General features: G+C 62.1%; 20 protein-coding genes. 15 read left to right on the forward strand and 5 right to left on the reverse strand.

Translation table 11 applies throughout. The features are described 5' to 3' along the window. Positions 1-33 precede the first annotated feature (33 nt). The 3 genes from VJR90_08545 (at position 34) to VJR90_08555 (ending at position 2,932) form a co-directional block, all read left to right on the forward strand. Complete coding sequence (locus tag VJR90_08545) at positions 34-1,602, forward strand: peptidase S10 (GenBank protein HKV97520.1); 1,569 nt, start codon at positions 34-36, stop codon at positions 1,600-1,602. Positions 1,603-1,868: 266 nt separating this feature from the next. Further along, positions 1,869-2,468: an SCO family protein gene (locus VJR90_08550; protein HKV97521.1), complete on the forward strand. Its 600-nt coding sequence runs from the start codon at positions 1,869-1,871 to the stop codon at positions 2,466-2,468. Beyond that, positions 2,465-2,932 carry a copper chaperone PCu(A)C gene (locus VJR90_08555; protein HKV97522.1) on the forward strand — a complete coding sequence of 156 codons (468 nt, stop codon included), beginning with the start codon at positions 2,465-2,467 and terminating at the stop codon, positions 2,930-2,932. The genes VJR90_08550 and VJR90_08555 overlap by 4 nt, the downstream gene beginning before the upstream one ends. Here VJR90_08555 and VJR90_08560 read toward each other — a convergent pair. Together VJR90_08560 and VJR90_08565 are read right to left on the reverse strand one after the other, a co-directional pair. Then, complete coding sequence (locus tag VJR90_08560) at positions 2,887-3,750, reverse strand: cytochrome c oxidase assembly protein (GenBank protein HKV97523.1); 864 nt, start codon at positions 3,748-3,750, stop codon at positions 2,887-2,889. The two genes, VJR90_08555 and VJR90_08560, sit on opposite strands and share 46 nt — an antisense overlap. Positions 3,751-3,808: 58 nt before the next feature. Continuing rightward, entirely contained in the window at positions 3,809-4,789 is a 981-nt protein-coding gene (locus VJR90_08565; GenBank protein HKV97524.1) for a malate dehydrogenase, read from the reverse strand. A gap of 656 nt (positions 4,790-5,445) precedes the next feature. Here VJR90_08565 and VJR90_08570 point away from each other — a divergent pair. The 7 genes from VJR90_08570 to VJR90_08600 all read left to right on the forward strand — a co-directional run bounded on the left by VJR90_08570 (position 5,446) and on the right by VJR90_08600 (position 10,064). Beyond that, positions 5,446-5,928, forward strand: coding sequence for a hypothetical protein (locus tag VJR90_08570; protein ID HKV97525.1), 483 nt, complete (start codon positions 5,446-5,448; stop codon positions 5,926-5,928). Between the two features lie 52 nt (positions 5,929-5,980). Then, entirely contained in the window at positions 5,981-6,355 is a 375-nt protein-coding gene (locus VJR90_08575) for a GntR family transcriptional regulator (protein ID HKV97526.1), read from the forward strand. Further along, positions 6,352-7,209 (forward strand): ABC transporter ATP-binding protein, encoded by an 858-nt coding sequence (locus tag VJR90_08580; GenBank protein HKV97527.1) that lies wholly within the window; start codon positions 6,352-6,354, stop codon positions 7,207-7,209. The genes VJR90_08575 and VJR90_08580 overlap by 4 nt, the downstream gene beginning before the upstream one ends. Further along, on the forward strand, positions 7,206-8,135 hold the full coding sequence (locus VJR90_08585) for a hypothetical protein (protein HKV97528.1): 930 nt from the start codon (positions 7,206-7,208) through the stop codon (positions 8,133-8,135). Before VJR90_08580 ends, VJR90_08585 begins: the two co-directional genes overlap by 4 nt. A gap of 7 nt (positions 8,136-8,142) precedes the next feature. Next, positions 8,143-8,886: a hypothetical protein gene (locus tag VJR90_08590; GenBank protein HKV97529.1), complete on the forward strand. Its 744-nt coding sequence runs from the start codon at positions 8,143-8,145 to the stop codon at positions 8,884-8,886. Between the two features lie 148 nt (positions 8,887-9,034). Then, a complete protein-coding gene (locus VJR90_08595; protein HKV97530.1) occupies positions 9,035-9,388 on the forward strand; it encodes a DUF6632 domain-containing protein in 354 nt (117 codons plus the stop codon). 67 nt (positions 9,389-9,455) lie between these two features. Beyond that, complete coding sequence (locus tag VJR90_08600) at positions 9,456-10,064, forward strand: glutathione S-transferase N-terminal domain-containing protein (protein HKV97531.1); 609 nt, start codon at positions 9,456-9,458, stop codon at positions 10,062-10,064. Between the two features lie 97 nt (positions 10,065-10,161). Here VJR90_08600 and VJR90_08605 read toward each other — a convergent pair whose 3' ends face one another. The 3 genes from VJR90_08605 to VJR90_08615 are packed head-to-tail and all read right to left on the reverse strand — an operon-like array spanning position 10,162 to position 13,900. Further along, positions 10,162-10,647, reverse strand: coding sequence for a YajQ family cyclic di-GMP-binding protein (locus VJR90_08605; protein HKV97532.1), 486 nt, complete (start codon positions 10,645-10,647; stop codon positions 10,162-10,164). A gap of 56 nt (positions 10,648-10,703) precedes the next feature. Then, entirely contained in the window at positions 10,704-11,885 is a 1,182-nt protein-coding gene (gene purT / locus VJR90_08610) for a formate-dependent phosphoribosylglycinamide formyltransferase (GenBank protein ID HKV97533.1), read from the reverse strand. Beyond that, on the reverse strand, positions 11,882-13,900 hold the full coding sequence (locus VJR90_08615) for a monovalent cation:proton antiporter-2 (CPA2) family protein (protein ID HKV97534.1): 2,019 nt from the start codon (positions 13,898-13,900) through the stop codon (positions 11,882-11,884). The genes purT and VJR90_08615 overlap by 4 nt, the downstream gene beginning before the upstream one ends. Positions 13,901-13,994: 94 nt before the next feature. Here VJR90_08615 and VJR90_08620 point away from each other — a divergent pair, with 94 nt between their 5' ends. Genes VJR90_08620 through VJR90_08640 form a run of 5 tightly spaced genes read left to right on the forward strand, consistent with a single transcriptional unit; the run spans position 13,995 to position 17,401 of the window. After that, positions 13,995-14,582 carry a BsuPI-related putative proteinase inhibitor gene (locus VJR90_08620; GenBank protein ID HKV97535.1) on the forward strand — a complete coding sequence of 196 codons (588 nt, stop codon included), beginning with the start codon at positions 13,995-13,997 and terminating at the stop codon, positions 14,580-14,582. A 60-nt stretch (positions 14,583-14,642) separates the two neighbouring features. Continuing rightward, the gene (locus tag VJR90_08625; protein HKV97536.1) at positions 14,643-15,245 is read left to right on the forward strand and encodes a hypothetical protein; all 603 of its coding nucleotides are present in this window, start codon (positions 14,643-14,645) and stop codon (positions 15,243-15,245) included. A gap of 32 nt (positions 15,246-15,277) precedes the next feature. Further along, a complete protein-coding gene (locus VJR90_08630) occupies positions 15,278-16,558 on the forward strand; it encodes a PQQ-dependent sugar dehydrogenase (protein ID HKV97537.1) in 1,281 nt (426 codons plus the stop codon). 58 nt (positions 16,559-16,616) lie between these two features. Continuing rightward, positions 16,617-16,964, forward strand: coding sequence for a hypothetical protein (locus tag VJR90_08635; protein ID HKV97538.1), 348 nt, complete (start codon positions 16,617-16,619; stop codon positions 16,962-16,964). Continuing rightward, on the forward strand, positions 16,961-17,401 hold the full coding sequence (locus VJR90_08640; GenBank protein ID HKV97539.1) for a hypothetical protein: 441 nt from the start codon (positions 16,961-16,963) through the stop codon (positions 17,399-17,401). The genes VJR90_08635 and VJR90_08640 overlap by 4 nt, the downstream gene beginning before the upstream one ends. Positions 17,402-17,427: the final 26 nt, after the last annotated feature.

Below are 17,427 nucleotides of genomic sequence, written 5' to 3' on the forward strand. Positions count from 1 at the left end.
CCGCATCAGAATAATTCCTTGAGGAGATTCCCCGTGAAAATATCCCGCTTGTTGACCGCTTTGATCCTGTGCGTACTGGTTCTGCCGGCCTTCGCGGCCGACAAGCCCGCCGCCCCACCGGCAGCGCCCGCCAGCGCAGCCTCGGCCACGCCGCAGGAATCCACCACCACCGGTACGGTGACGGTTGAAGGCCAGACCATCAAGTACAAGGCGGTGGCCGGCACGATTATTTTGAAAAACAAGGACGACAAGCCGACCGGCAGCATGTTCTACATTGCATACTTTAAAGAGGGCGCAAATGCCGCCAACCGGCCGGTGACTTTCTTCTATAACGGCGGTCCCGGATCCTCCACAGTGTGGCTGCACATGGGCGCCTTCGGCCCGCACCGCGTGGTCACCGAGGATCACACCCATACCCCAGCCGCGCCCTATCAACTGGTGAACAACCAGTACAGTCTGCTGGACGCGACCGACGAGGTGTTCATTGACGCCATGGGCACCGGCTTCTCGCGCATTCTCGGCAAAGACGAGGGCGGGGAGGGCAGCCCCAAGGATTTCTACGGCGTGGACCAGGACGCCCGCAGCTTCGCCCAGTTCATTACCCGCTTCCTCTCACAGTACGGACGCTGGAATTCTCCCAAGTACCTGTTCGGCGAGAGCTATGGCACCACGCGCTCGGCGGTGCTCGCCAACGATCTTGAGACCAACAACGACGTGGATCTGAACGGCGTGATCCTGTTGTCGGCGATCCTCAACTTCAACCTCAACGCGGATTTTCCCCAGATCAATCCGGGCGTGGATTTGCCGTACGAAATGATGTTGCCGACGTTCGCGGCGACCGCGTGGTATCACCACAAGCTGCCTAACCCACCGGCGCAACTGCAACCGTTCCTCGACGAGGTGGAACAGTTCGCGACGAACGACTATACGAAGGCGTTGCAGGCCGGTTCGACGCTCGATCCGGCCGCCAAGCGGAAGATTGCGGAGCAGCTGCACAATTACACCGGCCTGCCGGTGAGTTATCTGCTGAAAGCCAATCTGCGGGTGACCGGGCCCCAGTTCGAGCATGAATTGCTGAACGACAATGACGATCTCACCGGCCGGCTGGATACGCGCTTCACCGGTCCGGCCATGAATCCGCTGGCCGAAGAAGCCAGCTACGATCCGCAGTCCGCGGCCATCAGTTCCGCCTACGTGTCTGCGTTCAACGACTACGTGCGCAAGGATCTGAAGTTCGGCGAGCACATGGTTTACCGGCCGGAAATCAACGTGTTCGGCGAGTGGGACTTCAAGCACCAGCAGCCGGGGGCGCCGTTCGCCCTGCCGTTCACGCCCAATGTGATGCCGGATCTGGCCTCGGCCATGATCTACAACCCGGAGCTCAAGGTACTGCTGAACTCGGGGTATTTCGATCTCGCCACGCCCTACTACGCGGCGGTGTACACCATGCATCACCTGCCGATGCCGACCAGGCTGCAGAGCAACATCCAGTACGCGTTTTATGACTCCGGCCACATGGTGTATGCGCATCTTCCCTCGCTCAAGGAACTACACGACAAAAGTGCCAAGTTCATCGAGTCCACGCACGCAAGTGCGCCCTAGGCAGACGCAATCGCCGGGACGCAAAAGGCCGCGGGTAAAACCTGCGGCCTTTTTTTACGCTTGTTCAGGCTCGATCACGCACGCGGAAATTGTTCTGCGCCACCGTCAACGCCTGTTGCAATTCTTTTCAGACAGGCTCTGTCCCCTAACCGTGTCACGATTCCTGTGAACTATATATAATGCAGGCACGTGCTAGCACGTGCGTGGTTGCCGGCCACGCACGCTGCACAAGCCCGCTCACCCCGGTTACCACGTCATCACTGAACATGCGTCACATTTGCCGTCGTCATCTGCTTGTGCCCGCGCTGACCGCGGTGCTACTTGCCGCCTGTCAGGCCCAGCCGCAGTGGCAACTCACCAACGTGAGCGGGCATCTACCGGACCTGAAGTTCACGCTGACCAACGAGCTCAACCAGCCGGTCACGGCCGCGACGTACCGCGGCAAGGTCGCGCTGATGTATTTCGGCTATACGCATTGTCCCGATGTGTGCCCGCTGACGCTGGCCCACATGCATCAGGTGATGCAGCAGCTCGGTCCGGCCGCCGACGGCGTGCAATTCCTGTTCGTCAGCGTGGATCCCGAGCGCGATACGCCCGCGGTGCTGCGCCAGTACGTGGCCGCATTCGACCCGCACATCGTGGGACTTACCGGAACCCAGGACCAGATTGCGGCGCTCGCCAAGCGTTATCGCGCATTCTACGAACGTGAGGCGCCCAAGAGGTCTTCCAGCAACTACGAGGTCAGCCACAGTTCGGCGATCTACATCTTTGACCGCGATGGCCGCGCGCGCCTGCTGGCAACACCCGGCGATCCGCAAGCGGCGGTGGTGCATGACCTGAAGCTGCTGCTGGAACAGAAGACGTGAATCCCGCGCATCGGCGTGCGTGCGTGGCGACGGCCCTGCTTGGCCTTGTGGTGTGCGCAACCGCCCATGCAGCGCCGGCGCCGGCAAAACCCACCTTGCAGATCGAGCACGCCTGGATTCGCTGGCTGCCGGCGGATCTTCCGGCGGCGGCTTACGCCGTAATCGTGAACCACGGTGACGCGAACGCGCGGCTCATCGGCGCGGACAGCCCGGATTACGACATGGTGATGCTGCACCGCTCACGGCTGGATCAGGGTTCGAGCCTGATGCAAGCGGTTGCGGATATGGACATTCCCGCGCATGGTCAAGCGGCGCTCGCGCCCGGCGGTTTTCACTTGATGCTGAGCGCAGCGCGCCATGCCATCAAACCCGGCGACACGGTGAAGATCAACTTGCACTTTGCCGGTGGTGCCGTGCTTCAGGCTGACTTTCCGGTGCGACCCGCCAACGCTTCCGGTCCCTGAGTCTGCGCCACCACGCGCGCGCGCCAGGTGGCACGCCGCGCCGCCTTGCGTTTCGACAATCGTCCCTGACCGTCCAGCCGCAACCAGTAGCTGAAGGCAATCAGTGCGGCCAGCACACTCATCATCGAACTCGGAATCCACAGGATCAGGCCGCCCAGGTGCTGATCCAGCAGCGGCGAAATGTCCGCGAACGCCCGCCCGCACAGACTGTAGATCGGGTATAGATCCTTGTTGGCAAGGCTGAGGTAAGCGCCGAGCACGATTTGCGGCGCGATCACCACCAGGGCCAGGAACACGCGCATGCCCGGAGACAGGCGCGCCGGCGGCCGCGTGCGCCGGTCGAGAATCAGCCACCAGAACAGCATGCCGTCGGCCGCCATGCTGTAGTTCATCAGGTGGTACAGCCGCCAGTCCAGCATCGCGTCGAAATGCACCGCCGGCCACAGCCAGAGATAAATCAGGCCGACGAATAGCACCGCCGCCACCAGCGGATGCAGCAGCACGTTGAACAGCCAGCGTACCGGAGTCCAGCGCAGGCCCGTGCGCAGACGCAGGCGCCAGCGCAGCGGCAATCCCCGTCGCATGGTGACGCCCGGATAGGCGAGTGCGATCAGAAACGGACCGAGGTGATGCAGGCCGATGTGCTGGATGCGGTGAATGAAGAACTCATGCTCGGCGTAATAATCGAGACGCGTGTGCAGGCCGGTATAGATCACCAGCATGCCCACCCAGAACAGCAGTTGGCGCCGCCAAGGCGCGCTCAGCGGCGAACGCCACACACCGCGCGCGTAAAGCCACACGGCCGCCGCGAAAACCATCACCACGATGGCCGAAGGCTCCCACGGAATCCACCACTGGAGAAATGCCAGCACGGCGTCAACCGTTCAGCAGATCTTTCACGCCCTCGCGCTCCTCCAGCAATTCCTTCTCAGTCGCCAGCATGCGCGCGCGGGAGAATTCGTTGGGCTTCAGGCCCTTGACGATTTTCCATTCGCCCTTGGTGCACACCACCGGGAATCCATAGATGATGCCCTTGCGAATGCCGTAGCTGCCGTCCGACGCCACTCCCATGCTCACCCACTGGTTTTTGCTGCCCAGCACCCAGTCGCGCATGTGGTCAATGGCAGCAGCGGCGGCCGAAGCCGCCGAGGACGCGCCGCGGGCCTTGATGACCGCCGCGCCGCGCTGCTGCACCGTGGGAATGAAATCGTTCTGCACCCAGTTTTCGTCCACGAGCTTGACCGCGGGTTTGCCCTTGACGGTGGCCTGATGGACGTCGGGATATTGCGTCGAGGAGTGATTGCCCCAGATAACTAGGCGTTTCACATCGTTTACGTGTGCGCCGGTTTTGGCGGCGAGTTGCGACATGGCACGGTTCTGATCGAGGCGCATCATCGAGGTGATGTTGCGGGCCGGGATGCGCGGTGCGTTGGTCGCAGTAATCAGCGCGTTGGTGTTCGCCGGATTGCCCACGACCAGGACCCGCACGGATTTCTTCGCGGCGCTATTCAGCGCCTTGCCCTGCGCGGAGAAGATTTTGGCGTTTTCCAGCAGCAGGTCCTTGCGCTCCATGCCGGCGCCGCGCGGTTTTGCGCCCACCAGAATAGCGTAATCCGCATCCTTGAAGGCTATTTCGGCCGTGTCGGTGGCGACGATGCCCGCGACCAGCGGGAACGCGCAGTCGTTGAGCTCCATGACCACGCCGGACAGCGCGCCCTGGGCGATCGGCAGTTCCAACAGTTGCAGGATCAGCGGCTGGCCGGGGCCGAACAGGTCGCCGGCGGCGATGCGGAATACGAGCTGATAACCGATCTGGCCGGCGGCACCGGTGACGGCGATGCGGACGGGTTTTTTCACTGCAGGCATGGGCAACTCCAAATGGGGTGAAGAGCAATCGCGTCTGAACGGACGCGATGCTTGCAAACGCGGAGCGCAGATTTTAGCACCCGACCCGCGGCCGCATCAGACCAACTCAGCGATGCGCATGCGTGTAATCAGTGACCAGCCGGCGCCAATTGTGCGCGCAGGCGCATGCAAATCGGGATGCACATCGGCACGCGGCACCGGGCGCGACTCTGCTTTTTCGGTCCAGCGGCTGCCGCTGGTGCGGCGCGCAAGGCTTCACATTTTCCGTCGCAAGGCGCCGCAAAGCTGCCGCGAAGCAAGGCTCCAGCTAAGTTTCCGGCTGGCCGCACTGGACTGGGTTTTCCGGGACCGGCAGACGCGATTCCTGCCGGGCTGGAGCAATCTGCTGCGGGGGGACCCTGGGCATGGTTCACGAGGCCCAGCCGCGAGCGCACAGCCATTTCGCATGGATGCCGCGGGTAGCGGCCCCGCCCGATGACTTCAGGTCATTTGTAGGTTGTTGATTCAATGTACTTTATGAATACAGGGCCCACCTGAAAAATTTCTTCGGAGGTACTTGCTTTTTTATATTTTAGTGTTATAGTTATCTACAACACCACTACGATTCCGGCCAAAGCCGGATGCTTAAGCAAGCAAGGAGAACAGTCATGAGCACTACAGGTAAGTTGATTTTCACATTGGTGATTGCCGCGAATCTCGCGGCCATTGCTGCGGTCAGCGCCGTGGATTTGCACCGGCGGGCCGTACACGAGACCCAAGTCATCGAACTGGCCAAGATCGTGGTAACCCCGGCGAAGGTTGAAGCCGAGCCCATCGAGCTGGCTGCGATCGTGGTAACACCCAGCGAGGCCGACTGGCAGTATGCCGAAGCCAACGGCGTGAACCACCCGACGACGACAAGCGTGGCGCTCGCACCCATCGTAGTGCAGCCGACTGCCGAACAGTTGGCCGAGGTGGTCGCCAAGCGGTTGGCGGGCACCGCCCCCACGACCACAGCGAGCACGACAGAAGATACGGCTATGTGCTCGTTGATGACGGCGTTGGGCGCATTTTCTCCCGGACAGTACCTTGACACTGGCGCCGCACTGCGCGCGTTCAACGTGCTGGTGTTTGATGGTCTGGGCCGCTAAGGTACGCTCAACTATAGCGCTCTAGTTCGCTAGAGCAGCAGCGGAGAGGCACATGGATCCCAAATGGAGCGACAACCAGCCGATCTACCGCCAATTGCGGGATCGGGTAGTGTCCATGATCCTTGAGGGTAGTCTCAAGGAAGGCGATCCGCTGCCCTCGGTGCGCACCATCGCCGCCGACTATCAGATCAACCCGCTCACGGTGCTCAAGGGTTACCAGGCGCTGGTGGATGAGGAACTGGTGGAAAAACGCCGCGGCCTCGGGATGTTCGTAAAGACCGGCGCGAGCCGTGCGCTCATGAAGAACGAACGCGAGGTGTTCATGAAAACCGAGTGGCCGCAGATTGTGCTGCGTATCCGCCGCCTGGACCTGGATCCCAGGGAATTGTTGAACGCCGTGGACGACGGCAAACGGAGCAAGTCATGAGCCTGTTAATCAAAGCCCGCGGCCTTACCAAACATTACGGTGCATTCGCCGCGCTCGACAAGGTGGACTTCGACATCGAGGAAGGCCGCATTGTGGGCCTGATCGGACCGAACGGCGCCGGCAAGACCACGGCGCTCAAGGCGATCCTCGGGCTCACGGAATTCGACGGCGAGCTGGACGTGCTCGGCCACGACCCGCGCCAGGGCCGCGAGCAGATGATGAACGAGGTGTGCTTCATCGCCGATGTGGCCACGTTGCCGCGCTGGCTCAAGGTGGCCAACGCCATCGAGTACGTGGAAGCGGTGCATCCGCGCTTCAGCCGCGCGCGTGCCCTGCATTTCCTGGAGCGCACCAAGATTTCGCAGCGCAGCCGGGTCGGCCAGCTGTCCAAAGGCATGGTTACGCAACTGCACCTGGCGCTGATCATGGCAATTGACGCCAGGCTCTTGATTCTCGACGAACCCACCCTCGGCTTGGATATCCTGTACCGCAAGGAGTTCTATTCGAACCTGCTCAACGACTATTTTGATGAGAAGCGCACCATCCTGGTCACCACCCATCAGGTGGAGGAAGTGGAAAAACTGCTCACCGACCTGATGTTCATCCACAACGGCAAGCTGGTGCTGAATGACTCGATGGAGTCCGTGGCGGAAAAGTACGCCGAAGTGCTGGTGAACGCCGAGCGTGTCGAGCAGGCGCGCGCGCTCAAGCCGCTGAATGAACGCGAAGTCTTTGGCAAGAAACTGTTCCTGTTTGAAGGTGTGGATCAGAACAAACTGCGGGAACTGGGCGAAATCCACACGCCAAGCATCGCCGACCTGTTCGTGGCGAAGATGAAAGGAGAAATGCAATGAACGCCATCCGGCCGTATTGGATGCTTGCGAAACGGGAGGTCTGGGAGCACAAGTCGCTCTGGATCGTGCCGATCGTGGTGGCCTGTCTGACGGTGCTCGGCAGCCTGTACGGCGGCGTGGCCCTGATTGTAGCCGCGCATCAGGGCGTGATCACGGTCAACAATATCGGTGTCGTCGGCGGGGATGCGCGCGGCGGACTGCACATCGCCATGCTGGCGATGGCAAGCTTCTTCAACGTGGTAATGCTGTTCATGGTGTGGTTCTACCTAATGGATAGCCTGTACGCCGATCGCAAGGACCGCAGCGTGTTGTTCTGGCGCTCCATGCCGGTGTCGGACACCGCCACGGTGCTGTCGAAGCTGTTTACCGGCATGGTGGCCGCGCCGGCCTTCACGTTCGTGCTGGTGGTGATCGCCGAAATCGTGGTCGGCATCATCTTCACGATTGCCACAGGCATCATCGGTGTCAATCTGCTGCATGAAGCGTTTTACCCCGGTACCATCATCCTCACCTGGATCGTGCTGGCGTTCGCACTCATCCAGCAGTCGCTATGGCTGCTGCCCTACTGGGGCTGGTTCCTGTTGTGTTCGGCTTGGGCCAAGAAGCTGGTGCTGGCCTGGGCAGTGCTGATTCCGCTGGGTGCGATTCTCATCGAGCTGATCGTGTTCCGCAGCCACTACCTGAGCAACGGCATTTTTGGCCACATCGGTCGCGGTGTGATGCTGCTCGGCGGCTATTCAGCTTCCGAAACACAAACCGGTTTCCATGGCGGTTTCCAGATGTTCGGCCCGCGCGGCCAAGGCGTGATCAACTTCGGCTCAGTGGCGCACATGTTTGCGCTGCCGGAAATGTGGATCGGCGTCGGCATTGGGACTATCTTTATCCTCGGTGCCATCTGGTTGCGCCGCCATCGCTCGGAAATCTGAGGCCCCCTTGAAACGCTTGCTTACTCTGGGATTGCTGTTGAGCGTGCCGGTGGTGGCCTTCGCCGCCGGCACGCGCACGTTGACCGCCGACGTTTCCGCGAGCGGTATTGAAACACTCGCGATTACCGCAGGCGTGGGCGAGCTCCGCGTCACGTCGTCCGCAGACGACGCGGTGCACGTGAGCGTGCGGCTGGAGCAGAAATCGCGCGAGTTTCTGTGGTTCTTCCACTGGCAGAGCAGCACCACGACGCGCGAAATCCAGAGCGCACAGATTGTTCAGCAACGCCAAGGCGATCACCTGGGGTTGTCGTTGGGATCCAGCAGCAAGCTGGATACGAATCAGGTGAAACAACACTGGGACCTGCAAATTCCCGCGCGCCTGGCGCTGGCCTTGAATATGAAGGTCGGTCAAGTCAACGTGCAGGGTGTCGCCGGCGGGGTCAACGTCAATCTCAACGTCGGCGAAATTGATGTGGATGTGCCACACGGTCCGCTGCAGGCGAGCGTGAACGTCGGCCAGATCAGCGCCACGTCCGCGACTTCCGCGCCCGGACCCATTAACCTGTCGAGCGACATCGGCGAAGCCGCGGTGTTCATTCAAGGCAAGCGGGTGCGCGGTGGCGGCCGCCACAGCGGCCTCGGCCGGCGCATTCATCTGTCCGGCAGCGGCCCGGACAGCATGAAACTCGACGTCAACGTGGGTGAGGTGGATCTGCGGCTGACCTCGCCGGAGGCGGGAGCCAAGCCCTAGGAGAGACATGCACATTTTCACCGAGGCCCGCCGCGTCTGTACTGCATGCGATCTGCGGTGGGACTTGGAAGGGTCCCCGGACGCCTCCAGAAGGGCAGGTACTTGGAAAAGTTGTCGTTACAGGCAAATAGTAGGCAAGGAGGACGCAATGCTACGTGAACGCACGCTGAAAGCGGTACTGGTGTTGGTGGGACTGCTCTTTTTGGCAGGAGCCTATCTGATTGTGCGACCGCCGTTTAAAGACGAAACATTCCGCATGATGCTGAGCTTGTACGTTACCTTGGGCGTTTTCCTGCTGCTCGCGGTGCGTAACCCTGTGCAGCACCGCAGCCTGATTGCCTTTGCCGCCTGGTCGAGTCTGGCGCATGCTGGCATCATGGGATTTCAGGTATTCCGCAACTTGATCGCCTTCAACGAGTTGCCTGGCGTCATTGCTCTGGCGGTCATCGGTGTCATCCTGATCGTCCTCGCGCCGCCCAAGGTGAGGCTCGCGTTATCCTGATGGCACACACCGGCGGTGCGCGGGAACGGCGACTGCGCACTATCCAGAATCGGGCAGCGAGGCCTGCATGCAACTCATCGGTTCACTTTCCAGTCCCTACGTGCGCAAGGTGCGCGTGCTCATCGCCGAGAAGGGCTTGGATTGCCCTCTGGTGCTGGAAGATGTGTGGGCCGCAGAAACTAAAATCCAGCAAAGCAACCCTCTGGGTAAAGTGCCGTGCCTGATCCTGCAGGACGGCACGGCGCTCTATGACTCGCGTGTCATCTGCGAGTACCTCGATTCCCTGTCGCCCGCCCACACGCTGATTCCGTCCGCGGGCGACGAGCGCATCGCGGTGCTGCGCTGGCAAGCACTGGCCGACGGCGTGCTGGATGCGGGGGTGTTGATGAGACTGGAAAACACCCAGCGCGAGCCGCGGGAGCGCAGCGCAAAGTGGCTGGCGCGTCAGCGCGGCAAGGTGACCACGGGTGTGGAGACGATGGCGCAGCAGCTGGACGACCGGGAATGGTGTGCGGGTGCACGCTTCACGCTGGCCGACATTGCGGTCGGCTGTGCGCTCGGCTGGCTGTCATTCCGCTTGCCCGAAATTGACTGGCGCACCGCGCATCCGAATCTGGCGCGGCATTACGCCAAGCTCATGACGCGGCGCTCCTTCGCCGACAGCGCGCCGAAATAATTATTTTGCGGGAGCGGCTTCAGCCGCGATTGAAATCTGGAATCGCGGCGAATATCGCCGCTCTAACCCTGCCATTATTGCTGCGGAATTTCACAACTCAGTCGCGAAAATTGGTGAATTGCAGCGGCTGATCCAGCTTCGCGCCGCGCACGAGCGCAATCGCGGCCTGTAGATCATCGCGCTTCTTGCCGGATACGCGCACTTCCTCGCCCTGAATCGCAGCCTGCACTTTCAGGCCGCTGTCCTTGATGAGCTTCACGATTTTCCTGGCCAGCTCCTTGTCTACGCCCTGCTTGACATTGATTACCTGTTTGGCCTTGTCGCCGCCGATGGCTTCGATTTTCTGTGGATCGAAGCTCGCGACGTCAATACCCCGTTTGGCGGCGCGCTGGTACAAGATGTCCTGCACCTGCTTCAACTGGAATTCGCTGTCGGCATACAGCGTTACCATATTTTCCAAGCGCTCGATTTTGGCACTGGTGCCTTTGAAGTCATAGCGTGTGCCGATCTCGCGGCTCACCTGATCCACAGTGTTGGTGAGTTCCGCTGTCTCTACTTTGGAAACGATGTCGAAAGATGGCATGGGGACTCCTGAATTGGAATCGCGACTGCAGTCGCTCCCACAAAATATTGCTGCTCCTACAATTTAACCTGTACCGCCGCAGCCGCGCGTGTAGCCTTGGCCCGCGCTTGCGTGATGGTCTCGTCGCGCGCCAGGGTCACGCCCATGCGGCGGTGACCGCGAATCTGCGGTTTGCCGAACAGGCGCAGCATGGTATCGGGCTCATGCAACGCTGCGTCCACGTTTTCAAACAACGGTGCGTCGGAATCGCCCTGCGGCAGGATCACCGCTGAGGCCGAGGGACCGAACTGGCGGATCACGGGAATCGGCAGGCCCAGGATGGCGCGTACATGCAGCGCAAACTCGGACAAATCCTGTGAAATGAGCGTCACCAAACCGGTGTCGTGCGGGCGCGGCGAGACTTCGCTGAACCACACTGTGTCGGATTTGACGAAAAACTCCATGCCGAAAATGCCGCGCCCGCCGAGATTGCCGGAGATCACCTGCGCCATGCGTCGCGCTTCGGTGAGCGCCGCGGGCGACATGGGCTGCGGCTGCCAGGACTCGCGGTAATCTCCATGTTCCTGGCGGTGACCGATGGGCTCGCAGAACGTGGTGCCGCCCGCGTGGCGCACGGTGAGCAGCGTGATCTCGTAGTCGAAATCCACGAAGCCCTCCACGATCACGCGGCCCTGACCGGTGCGCCCGCCCTTCTGTGCATACTCCCAGGCGGCGGCGATGTCCGTTTCCTTTTCGATGACGCTCTGGCCCTTACCGGAGGAACTCATCACCGGCTTCACCACGCAAGGCAGGCCGATGGCCTTTGCCGCCGCGCGGAATTCCTCCGGTGTGTCGGCGAACCGATAGGGCGACGTGCGGATCTTCAATTCCTCCTCCGCCAGACGGCGGATGCCTTCCCGGTCCATGGTGAGGCGCGCGGTGCGCGCGGTGGGAATTACGGTCCAGCCTTCCGTTTCCAGTTCAAGCAGCGTGGGCGTGGCAATGGCTTCCAGTTCCGGCACGATGTAGTGGGGCTTTTCCAGCTCCACCACGCGCCGCACTTCCGCGCCGTCCAGCATGTTGATGACGTGCGCGCGGTGCGCCACCTGCATCGCCGGTGCATGCGCGTAGCGGTCCACGGCGATGACCTCGACGCCGAAACGCTGTGCCTCAATCGTGACTTCCTTGCCGAGTTCACCCGAGCCCAAGAGCAGCAAGCGGGTGGCCTTGGGTGTAAGCGGCGTGCCGATGCTGATCATGCGGGGCCTTTAACGGAGGAAGCTTTGAAATGCACGCCGCGCAACAGGATTTCCTCGCCGATTTCCAGATCCTCGGGCGTGCCCCAGAGCACCAGTACGTCGTCTGTCTTTAATATGGTATCGGCCGAAGGCTGGCGGCCGATCACGCCTTCGCGGCGCAATGCAGTCACCACCACCTTGTGCGCCCGGAGATCGAGCTCGCCGAGACTTCTGTTGATGGCGTGCGCACCGGGCTCCAGCGCCACGGTGTAAAGCTGTTCGCGGAAGGCATGGCTGGGATCGATCGGCAACGCATCCTGGCCGCGGAATACGCTGCGCAACAGGCTGTAGCGGTGTGCGCGCACGTCCTGAACCTTGCGCAGGATTTTTTTCATCGGCACGCCCAGCAGCTGCAGCAGGTGCGCGGCCACCATGAGGCTGGATTCCAGGGTCTCGGGAATCACTTCGGTTGCGCCCGCCTGCATGAGTTTGTCGAGCTCCGCATCGTCGCGGGTGCGCACCAGCACCGGCAGATCGGGTCGCAGCTTCTTTGCATGTGCCAGAATCTTGAGAATCACCGGGATGCGGAAATAGCTGATTACCAGCGCGCGTGCATGCTCCACGCCCGCGGCCTTGAGCACCGCCGGGTTGGTGCCGTCGCCGTAGTACGCCGGATCACCGGCCTCGCGCGCCTGTTTGACGCGCATCGGGTCCAGATCCAGGGCGATGAAGTCGAAACCTTCGGGTTCGAGAAAGCGCGCCACGTTCTGGCCGACACGGCCGTAGCCCACGATCACCACGTGGTCGCGCAGGTGCAGTTGCTGTTGGCCGATGTCGTGCAGCAGGCGGTCGTGCTCTTCGCCGGGCTGATCGCGCGGGTACAGGCGGTTGGCAATTGCGCCGTTGAAGCGGATCAGCAGCGGGCTCACCAGCATGCTGATGACGATGACCGCGAGTCCGAACTCCGCCACCGGCGCGCGGATCACCGCTTGCGCCAAGCCCAGCGCCAACAACGCAAAACCGAATTCGCCGCCTTGATTGAGCGCGAGCGCCGTGCGCAAGGCGGTGGCGCGGTCGCCGCCCAGCACGCGCGTCAGCGCTCCTACCAGTGCGGTCTTGAACAGCATCAGCAGCGCCACGCACGCGAGCAACAGCCACCAGTGGCGCGCCATGGTGAGCGGATTGATGAGCATGCCGACGGTGACGAAAAACAGGCCGAGCAGGATGTCGCGGAACGGGCGGATGTCGGCCTCCACCTGATGGCGGTATTCGGTTTCCGCGAGCATCATGCCGGCGAGAAACGCGCCCAGGGCCAGCGACAGTCCGAGCGCTGCCGTGCCCCAGGCGCTGGCAAGCGTGAACAGCAGCACGGCGAGCGTGAATAATTCCGCCGACCGCGTGGTGGCAATCTGGTGGAACAGCGGTCGCAGCAGCCAGCGGCCGAACGCCAAGATCACGATCACCGCGAGCGCGCCCTTGCCGAATGCCAGCAGCAGCGCGCCTGCCAGTTGCGTTCCGATGCCGTGAGTCAGGCCGGGAATCAGGATCAGGAATGGAATCACCGCCAGATCCTGGAACAGCAGCACCGCGATGGTGAGCCGCCCGTGCTGCAGGTTGAGTTCGTTCTGCTCCGCGAGTTGCTTGACCACGATGGCGGTGGAGGACATGGCAAAGGCGCCGCCGATGACGATGGCCACCGGCAGCGTCACGCCAAACAGCCACGCGGCGAGCGCGGTACCGGCGGTGGTCAGCAGTACCTGCAACCCACCGAGCACCAGCACGGCCTTGCGCATCACGATGAGGCGCGGCAGCGAGAATTCCAGGCCCAGCGTGAAGAGCAGAAACACCACGCCGAATTCCGCGAGTGTGCGCGTGTCTTCGGTATCCGCGATCCAGCCGAGGCCGTGCGGTCCGACGATGAAGCCGGTGGCCAGATACGCGATGACCGTGGGCAGCTTGACGCGCTTGAGCGCCACCACCACCAGCACCGCGGCGGCCAGCAGAATCAGGATGGAGCGCAGGGCAGTGTGTTCCATGGCGCGCGCGTGTTTTCGGACCGGCCAATCTTACCGGAACCCCGGCGCTATACTGGGCACAAGCGGCTGCGCAGCGGCAGCCCAGGAATCCGGCATGTTCAGACGACTGATTTATTTGACCGGCCTCGGCCTGCTCGCCGTGGCGCTGCTTGGCAGCACGCGCTGCCAGAACACCGCTAACAACGGCATCGGGCCGGACGGCGCCAATTTCGTGACCACACTGGCCGTGGAAGACGTCAACGGCAATGCCACTGGCAGTTTTTCACCGGGCCAGGCGATCCAGTTCGTGCTGAGCGTGCGCAACCGCAGCACCACCAGCCAGACCATAAGCTTCAATACCGCGCAGCAATTCAACTTCGCGGTGTTTGACAGTGGTACTGCCACGGAAGTGTGGACCTGGTCGCTGGGTCAGGTCTTTGCCCAGCAGGTCACCACGCTCACCATCCCCGCGGGCCAGACGCAAACCTTCACGCTGGTCTGGAACCAGACTGACGACGCGGGCTTCGCAGTATCCTCCGGTAACTATGAGGTGCTCGCCGGCCTGACCTGCAATTTTCCCGCCAGCTCGGCGAACTCGTCTTCCTCCGCGAACACTGCGTGCATGCCGGGCGGCGTGCCGGGTGCCGGTGACCTGGCGCCGAGCGTATACGTCTCGACCTTGGTGCCGTTCACCATCCAGTGAACCCCGAGGGACTATACTGAATCGAGTCTTGCTTTCTCACAGTTGACTTGGGGGTGGCCCATGCGCCTTCTCTTACGTTTCGCCGGAATAATCCTGTGTGCCGTGGTCCTGCTCGGCAATACGCAGTGCCAGCAGAGTAGCAACATCAGTGGGCAAAGCGATGGCTCACCAATCTTTGTCACCACCCTGGCGGTCGAAAGTGCGAACGGCGTTCCCACCACGAGCTTCACCTCGGGCGAGAGCATACAGTTCGTGTTGAGCGTGCATAATCGCACCAATATGCCGCAAACCATCACCAGCCAGGTGTGCGTGTCGCAGTTTGACATTGCGGTGGTGATCTCCGGCACGGCCAACGTGGTGTTCAACGGTCCGGTTCCCGGAATGCAGTGCATGGCCATCAGCCTGGACGGCGTACCCATGACGTTTGCCGCCAACGAGACCAAGACCTTCACGGTAATCTGGAATCAGGCCAATCTTGCGGGCGGTTTGGTGGCGCCGGGCAACTATGAGGTCATGGGCGGTGTGGTGTGCTGGAATCCGCCGTCGAACGGGCAGTCCGCGGGTTACGACACGGTAAATTGCATGGCACCTGGTATTCCCGCACCGCAGCAACTTACGCCCACGCAGTATCGTTCCGACCTGGTGGCGTTCACGATTCAGTGAAGTCTTTTCCCGTCCTGCGTTGCGGAGGCTCTATGAATACCGGATTTCTGCTCGGCAGTGCGTTGCTGGTCATGTTACTTTTGCCGGCGCGTGCGCTGCTGGCGGCCGAACCGCCGGCGCACTGTGATTCCGGTAACGGAGGCATCACCTTGCCGGCGGGTTTCTGCGCCACGGTATTTGCCGACAACCTGGGCACGGCACGCAATCTTACGGTCGCGCCAGACGGCGATGTGTACGTGGCGCTGTTCAGTCCGGAATCCGGCGGCGGTATCGTGGCCCTGCGTCCGGGCGCGGAGGGTCGCGCCGCCGAAATCAAGCGCTTCGGGGAATACGGCGGCACCTGCATCCGCGTGCACGCGGGCTACCTGTATTTCGCCACGCCCACCGAGGTGCTGCGCTATAAACTCGTGCCCGGACAGTTGCTGCCGGACACCACGGCCGAAGTGGTGGTAAGCGGATTCCCCGAGCAGGACGAGCATGCGGCCAAGACGTTCGCGTTTGACGCTGCCGGACATATTTACGTGAACGTCGGCGCACCGTCGAACGCCTGCCAGCGCGAGGATCGCCGCCGCGGCTCGCCCGGCATCCGGCCGTGTCCGTATCTCACCGAGCACGGCGGTATCTGGGAATTCAATGCCGACAGGATCAACCAGCATTTTCCGCAGGACGGGCGACGCTACGCGACCGGCATTCGCAACGGCCTGGCGATTGCGTGGAACGCAGCGGTGCAACAGTTGTACGATCTGCAGATGGGGCGCGACCAGTTGTACGGGAACTGGCCCGAGCTGTACACGCCGCAGCAAAGCGCCGAGCTGCCCGCCGAGGAATTCCTGCGCGTCAGCCGCGGCGACAACTTCGGCTGGCCGTACTGCTACTATGATCAGTTGCAGCACAAGAGAGTGCTGGCGCCCGAATACGGCGGCAATGGCAAGCAGGTGGGCGAATGCAGCCAATACGCCAAACCGATTCTCGCCTTTCCCGGGCACTGGGCGCCTTTGGCCTTGACCTTCTACACCGGCGATGCATTCCCGAGCGCGTACCGCGGCGGTGCGTTCATCGCATTTCACGGTTCCTGGAATCGCGCGCCGTTGCCGCAGGCGGGCTATCAAGTGGTATTCGTGCCGTTCAAGGGCGCATTGCCCGCAGGCGGCTATCAGGTGTTTGCGGGTGATTTTGCCGGCGTGAGCCCGCTGGCTTCGCCGGATGACGCGCACTTTCGGCCCAGCGGCGTGGCCGAGGGGCCGGACGGCGCTCTTTATATAAGTGACTCGCAACACGGACGCATCTGGCGGATTGTCTATCAACGTCGTTGAATGTGTTTGCCAGTCGCACGCGCGTCGTTATCATTGAAATTTTTGCGGAACAGAGTGCATGCGGCTGGCGGTATTGATCCTGGTAGTCCTGGTGGTGCTGGCCGGATTGACGCTCGCTACGTTCGGCTGGCGGCGCCGTCACGTGCCGCTCGCGATCAGCAGTCTGCACGGGCTCGCCGGCATCGCAGTGATCGTGTTGCTGGTCGTGCTGGATACCCACTATCCGCACAATCGCGCGCTCATCGCGGCCACGGTGCTGTTCGTCCTGGCTGCTACCGGCGGCCTGATGTTGTTTGCACTCCGCGCCGCGCGCCAGTCTTTGCCAAGCGCCATGGTGGTGCTGCACGGCGGCTTTGCAGTGGTCGCGCTGATCGTCATGCTCATCGGCTTCGCGCATACCGGATGATGGCGGCGATCTCAGATCCTGAATCCCGGGGCATTTCCACGGCGGCGGTGCAGCTGATCGCGACGCTGCTCGGGTTTGCCGGCACCGCGCTGGTCATTGTGCAGGCGGCCGTGTGGGTGAAGCACAGTCATGCGAGTGTTGCGGCGTTGGTGCTCACCGCCTGCACCCCGCTGATCGCGGCGCTGGTGTTCGCCGCGGTACCCAGACGTGCGCCCGAAAGCGACAGCGTCCGCCATTACTCACCGCGTGCGTTCATGCTTTGGATCACGTGGGGTCTGCCGGTGGTGCTCACGGCGCTCGCCATGGTCCTGATCGGTATCAGCGGCAGCTTTGCGGATTATTTCGGACTGGCCCTGGTGGTGGCAGTCAATGCCGGGCGCAACCTGCGGGACTGGCTGCGCACCCTATGGCTGCACAAGCCGGGACACCCAGGCTGAAATGTGCACCTCCGGCTGGCCGCGGT

The sequence above is a fragment of the Gammaproteobacteria bacterium genome (assembly GCA_035279405.1).
GTDB lineage: Bacteria > Pseudomonadota > Gammaproteobacteria > Natronospirales > REEB76 > REEB76.

What these genes read in the sequence shown, in the direction of transcription:
- VJR90_08630 (HKV97537.1), top strand. Translation starts at nt 15,278, where the DNA reads ATGAATACCGGATTTCTGCTCGGCAGTGCGTTGCTGGTCATGTTACTT.
- VJR90_08575 (HKV97526.1), top strand. Translation starts at nt 5,981, where the DNA reads ATGGATCCCAAATGGAGCGACAACCAGCCGATCTACCGCCAATTGCGG.
- VJR90_08595 (HKV97530.1), top strand. Translation starts at nt 9,035, where the DNA reads ATGCTACGTGAACGCACGCTGAAAGCGGTACTGGTGTTGGTGGGACTG.
- VJR90_08580 (HKV97527.1), top strand. Translation starts at nt 6,352, where the DNA reads ATGAGCCTGTTAATCAAAGCCCGCGGCCTTACCAAACATTACGGTGCA.
- VJR90_08570 (HKV97525.1), top strand. Translation starts at nt 5,446, where the DNA reads ATGAGCACTACAGGTAAGTTGATTTTCACATTGGTGATTGCCGCGAAT.
- VJR90_08585 (HKV97528.1), top strand. Translation starts at nt 7,206, where the DNA reads ATGAACGCCATCCGGCCGTATTGGATGCTTGCGAAACGGGAGGTCTGG.
- VJR90_08635 (HKV97538.1), top strand. Translation starts at nt 16,617, where the DNA reads ATGCGGCTGGCGGTATTGATCCTGGTAGTCCTGGTGGTGCTGGCCGGA.
- purT (HKV97533.1), bottom strand. Translation starts at nt 11,885, where the DNA reads ATGATCAGCATCGGCACGCCGCTTACACCCAAGGCCACCCGCTTGCTG.
- VJR90_08550 (HKV97521.1), top strand. Translation starts at nt 1,869, where the DNA reads ATGCGTCACATTTGCCGTCGTCATCTGCTTGTGCCCGCGCTGACCGCG.
- VJR90_08605 (HKV97532.1), bottom strand. Translation starts at nt 10,647, where the DNA reads ATGCCATCTTTCGACATCGTTTCCAAAGTAGAGACAGCGGAACTCACC.
- VJR90_08625 (HKV97536.1), top strand. Translation starts at nt 14,643, where the DNA reads ATGCGCCTTCTCTTACGTTTCGCCGGAATAATCCTGTGTGCCGTGGTC.
- VJR90_08615 (HKV97534.1), bottom strand. Translation starts at nt 13,900, where the DNA reads ATGGAACACACTGCCCTGCGCTCCATCCTGATTCTGCTGGCCGCCGCG.
- VJR90_08640 (HKV97539.1), top strand. Translation starts at nt 16,961, where the DNA reads ATGATGGCGGCGATCTCAGATCCTGAATCCCGGGGCATTTCCACGGCG.
- VJR90_08560 (HKV97523.1), bottom strand. Translation starts at nt 3,750, where the DNA reads ATGGTTTTCGCGGCGGCCGTGTGGCTTTACGCGCGCGGTGTGTGGCGT.
- VJR90_08600 (HKV97531.1), top strand. Translation starts at nt 9,456, where the DNA reads ATGCAACTCATCGGTTCACTTTCCAGTCCCTACGTGCGCAAGGTGCGC.
- VJR90_08620 (HKV97535.1), top strand. Translation starts at nt 13,995, where the DNA reads ATGTTCAGACGACTGATTTATTTGACCGGCCTCGGCCTGCTCGCCGTG.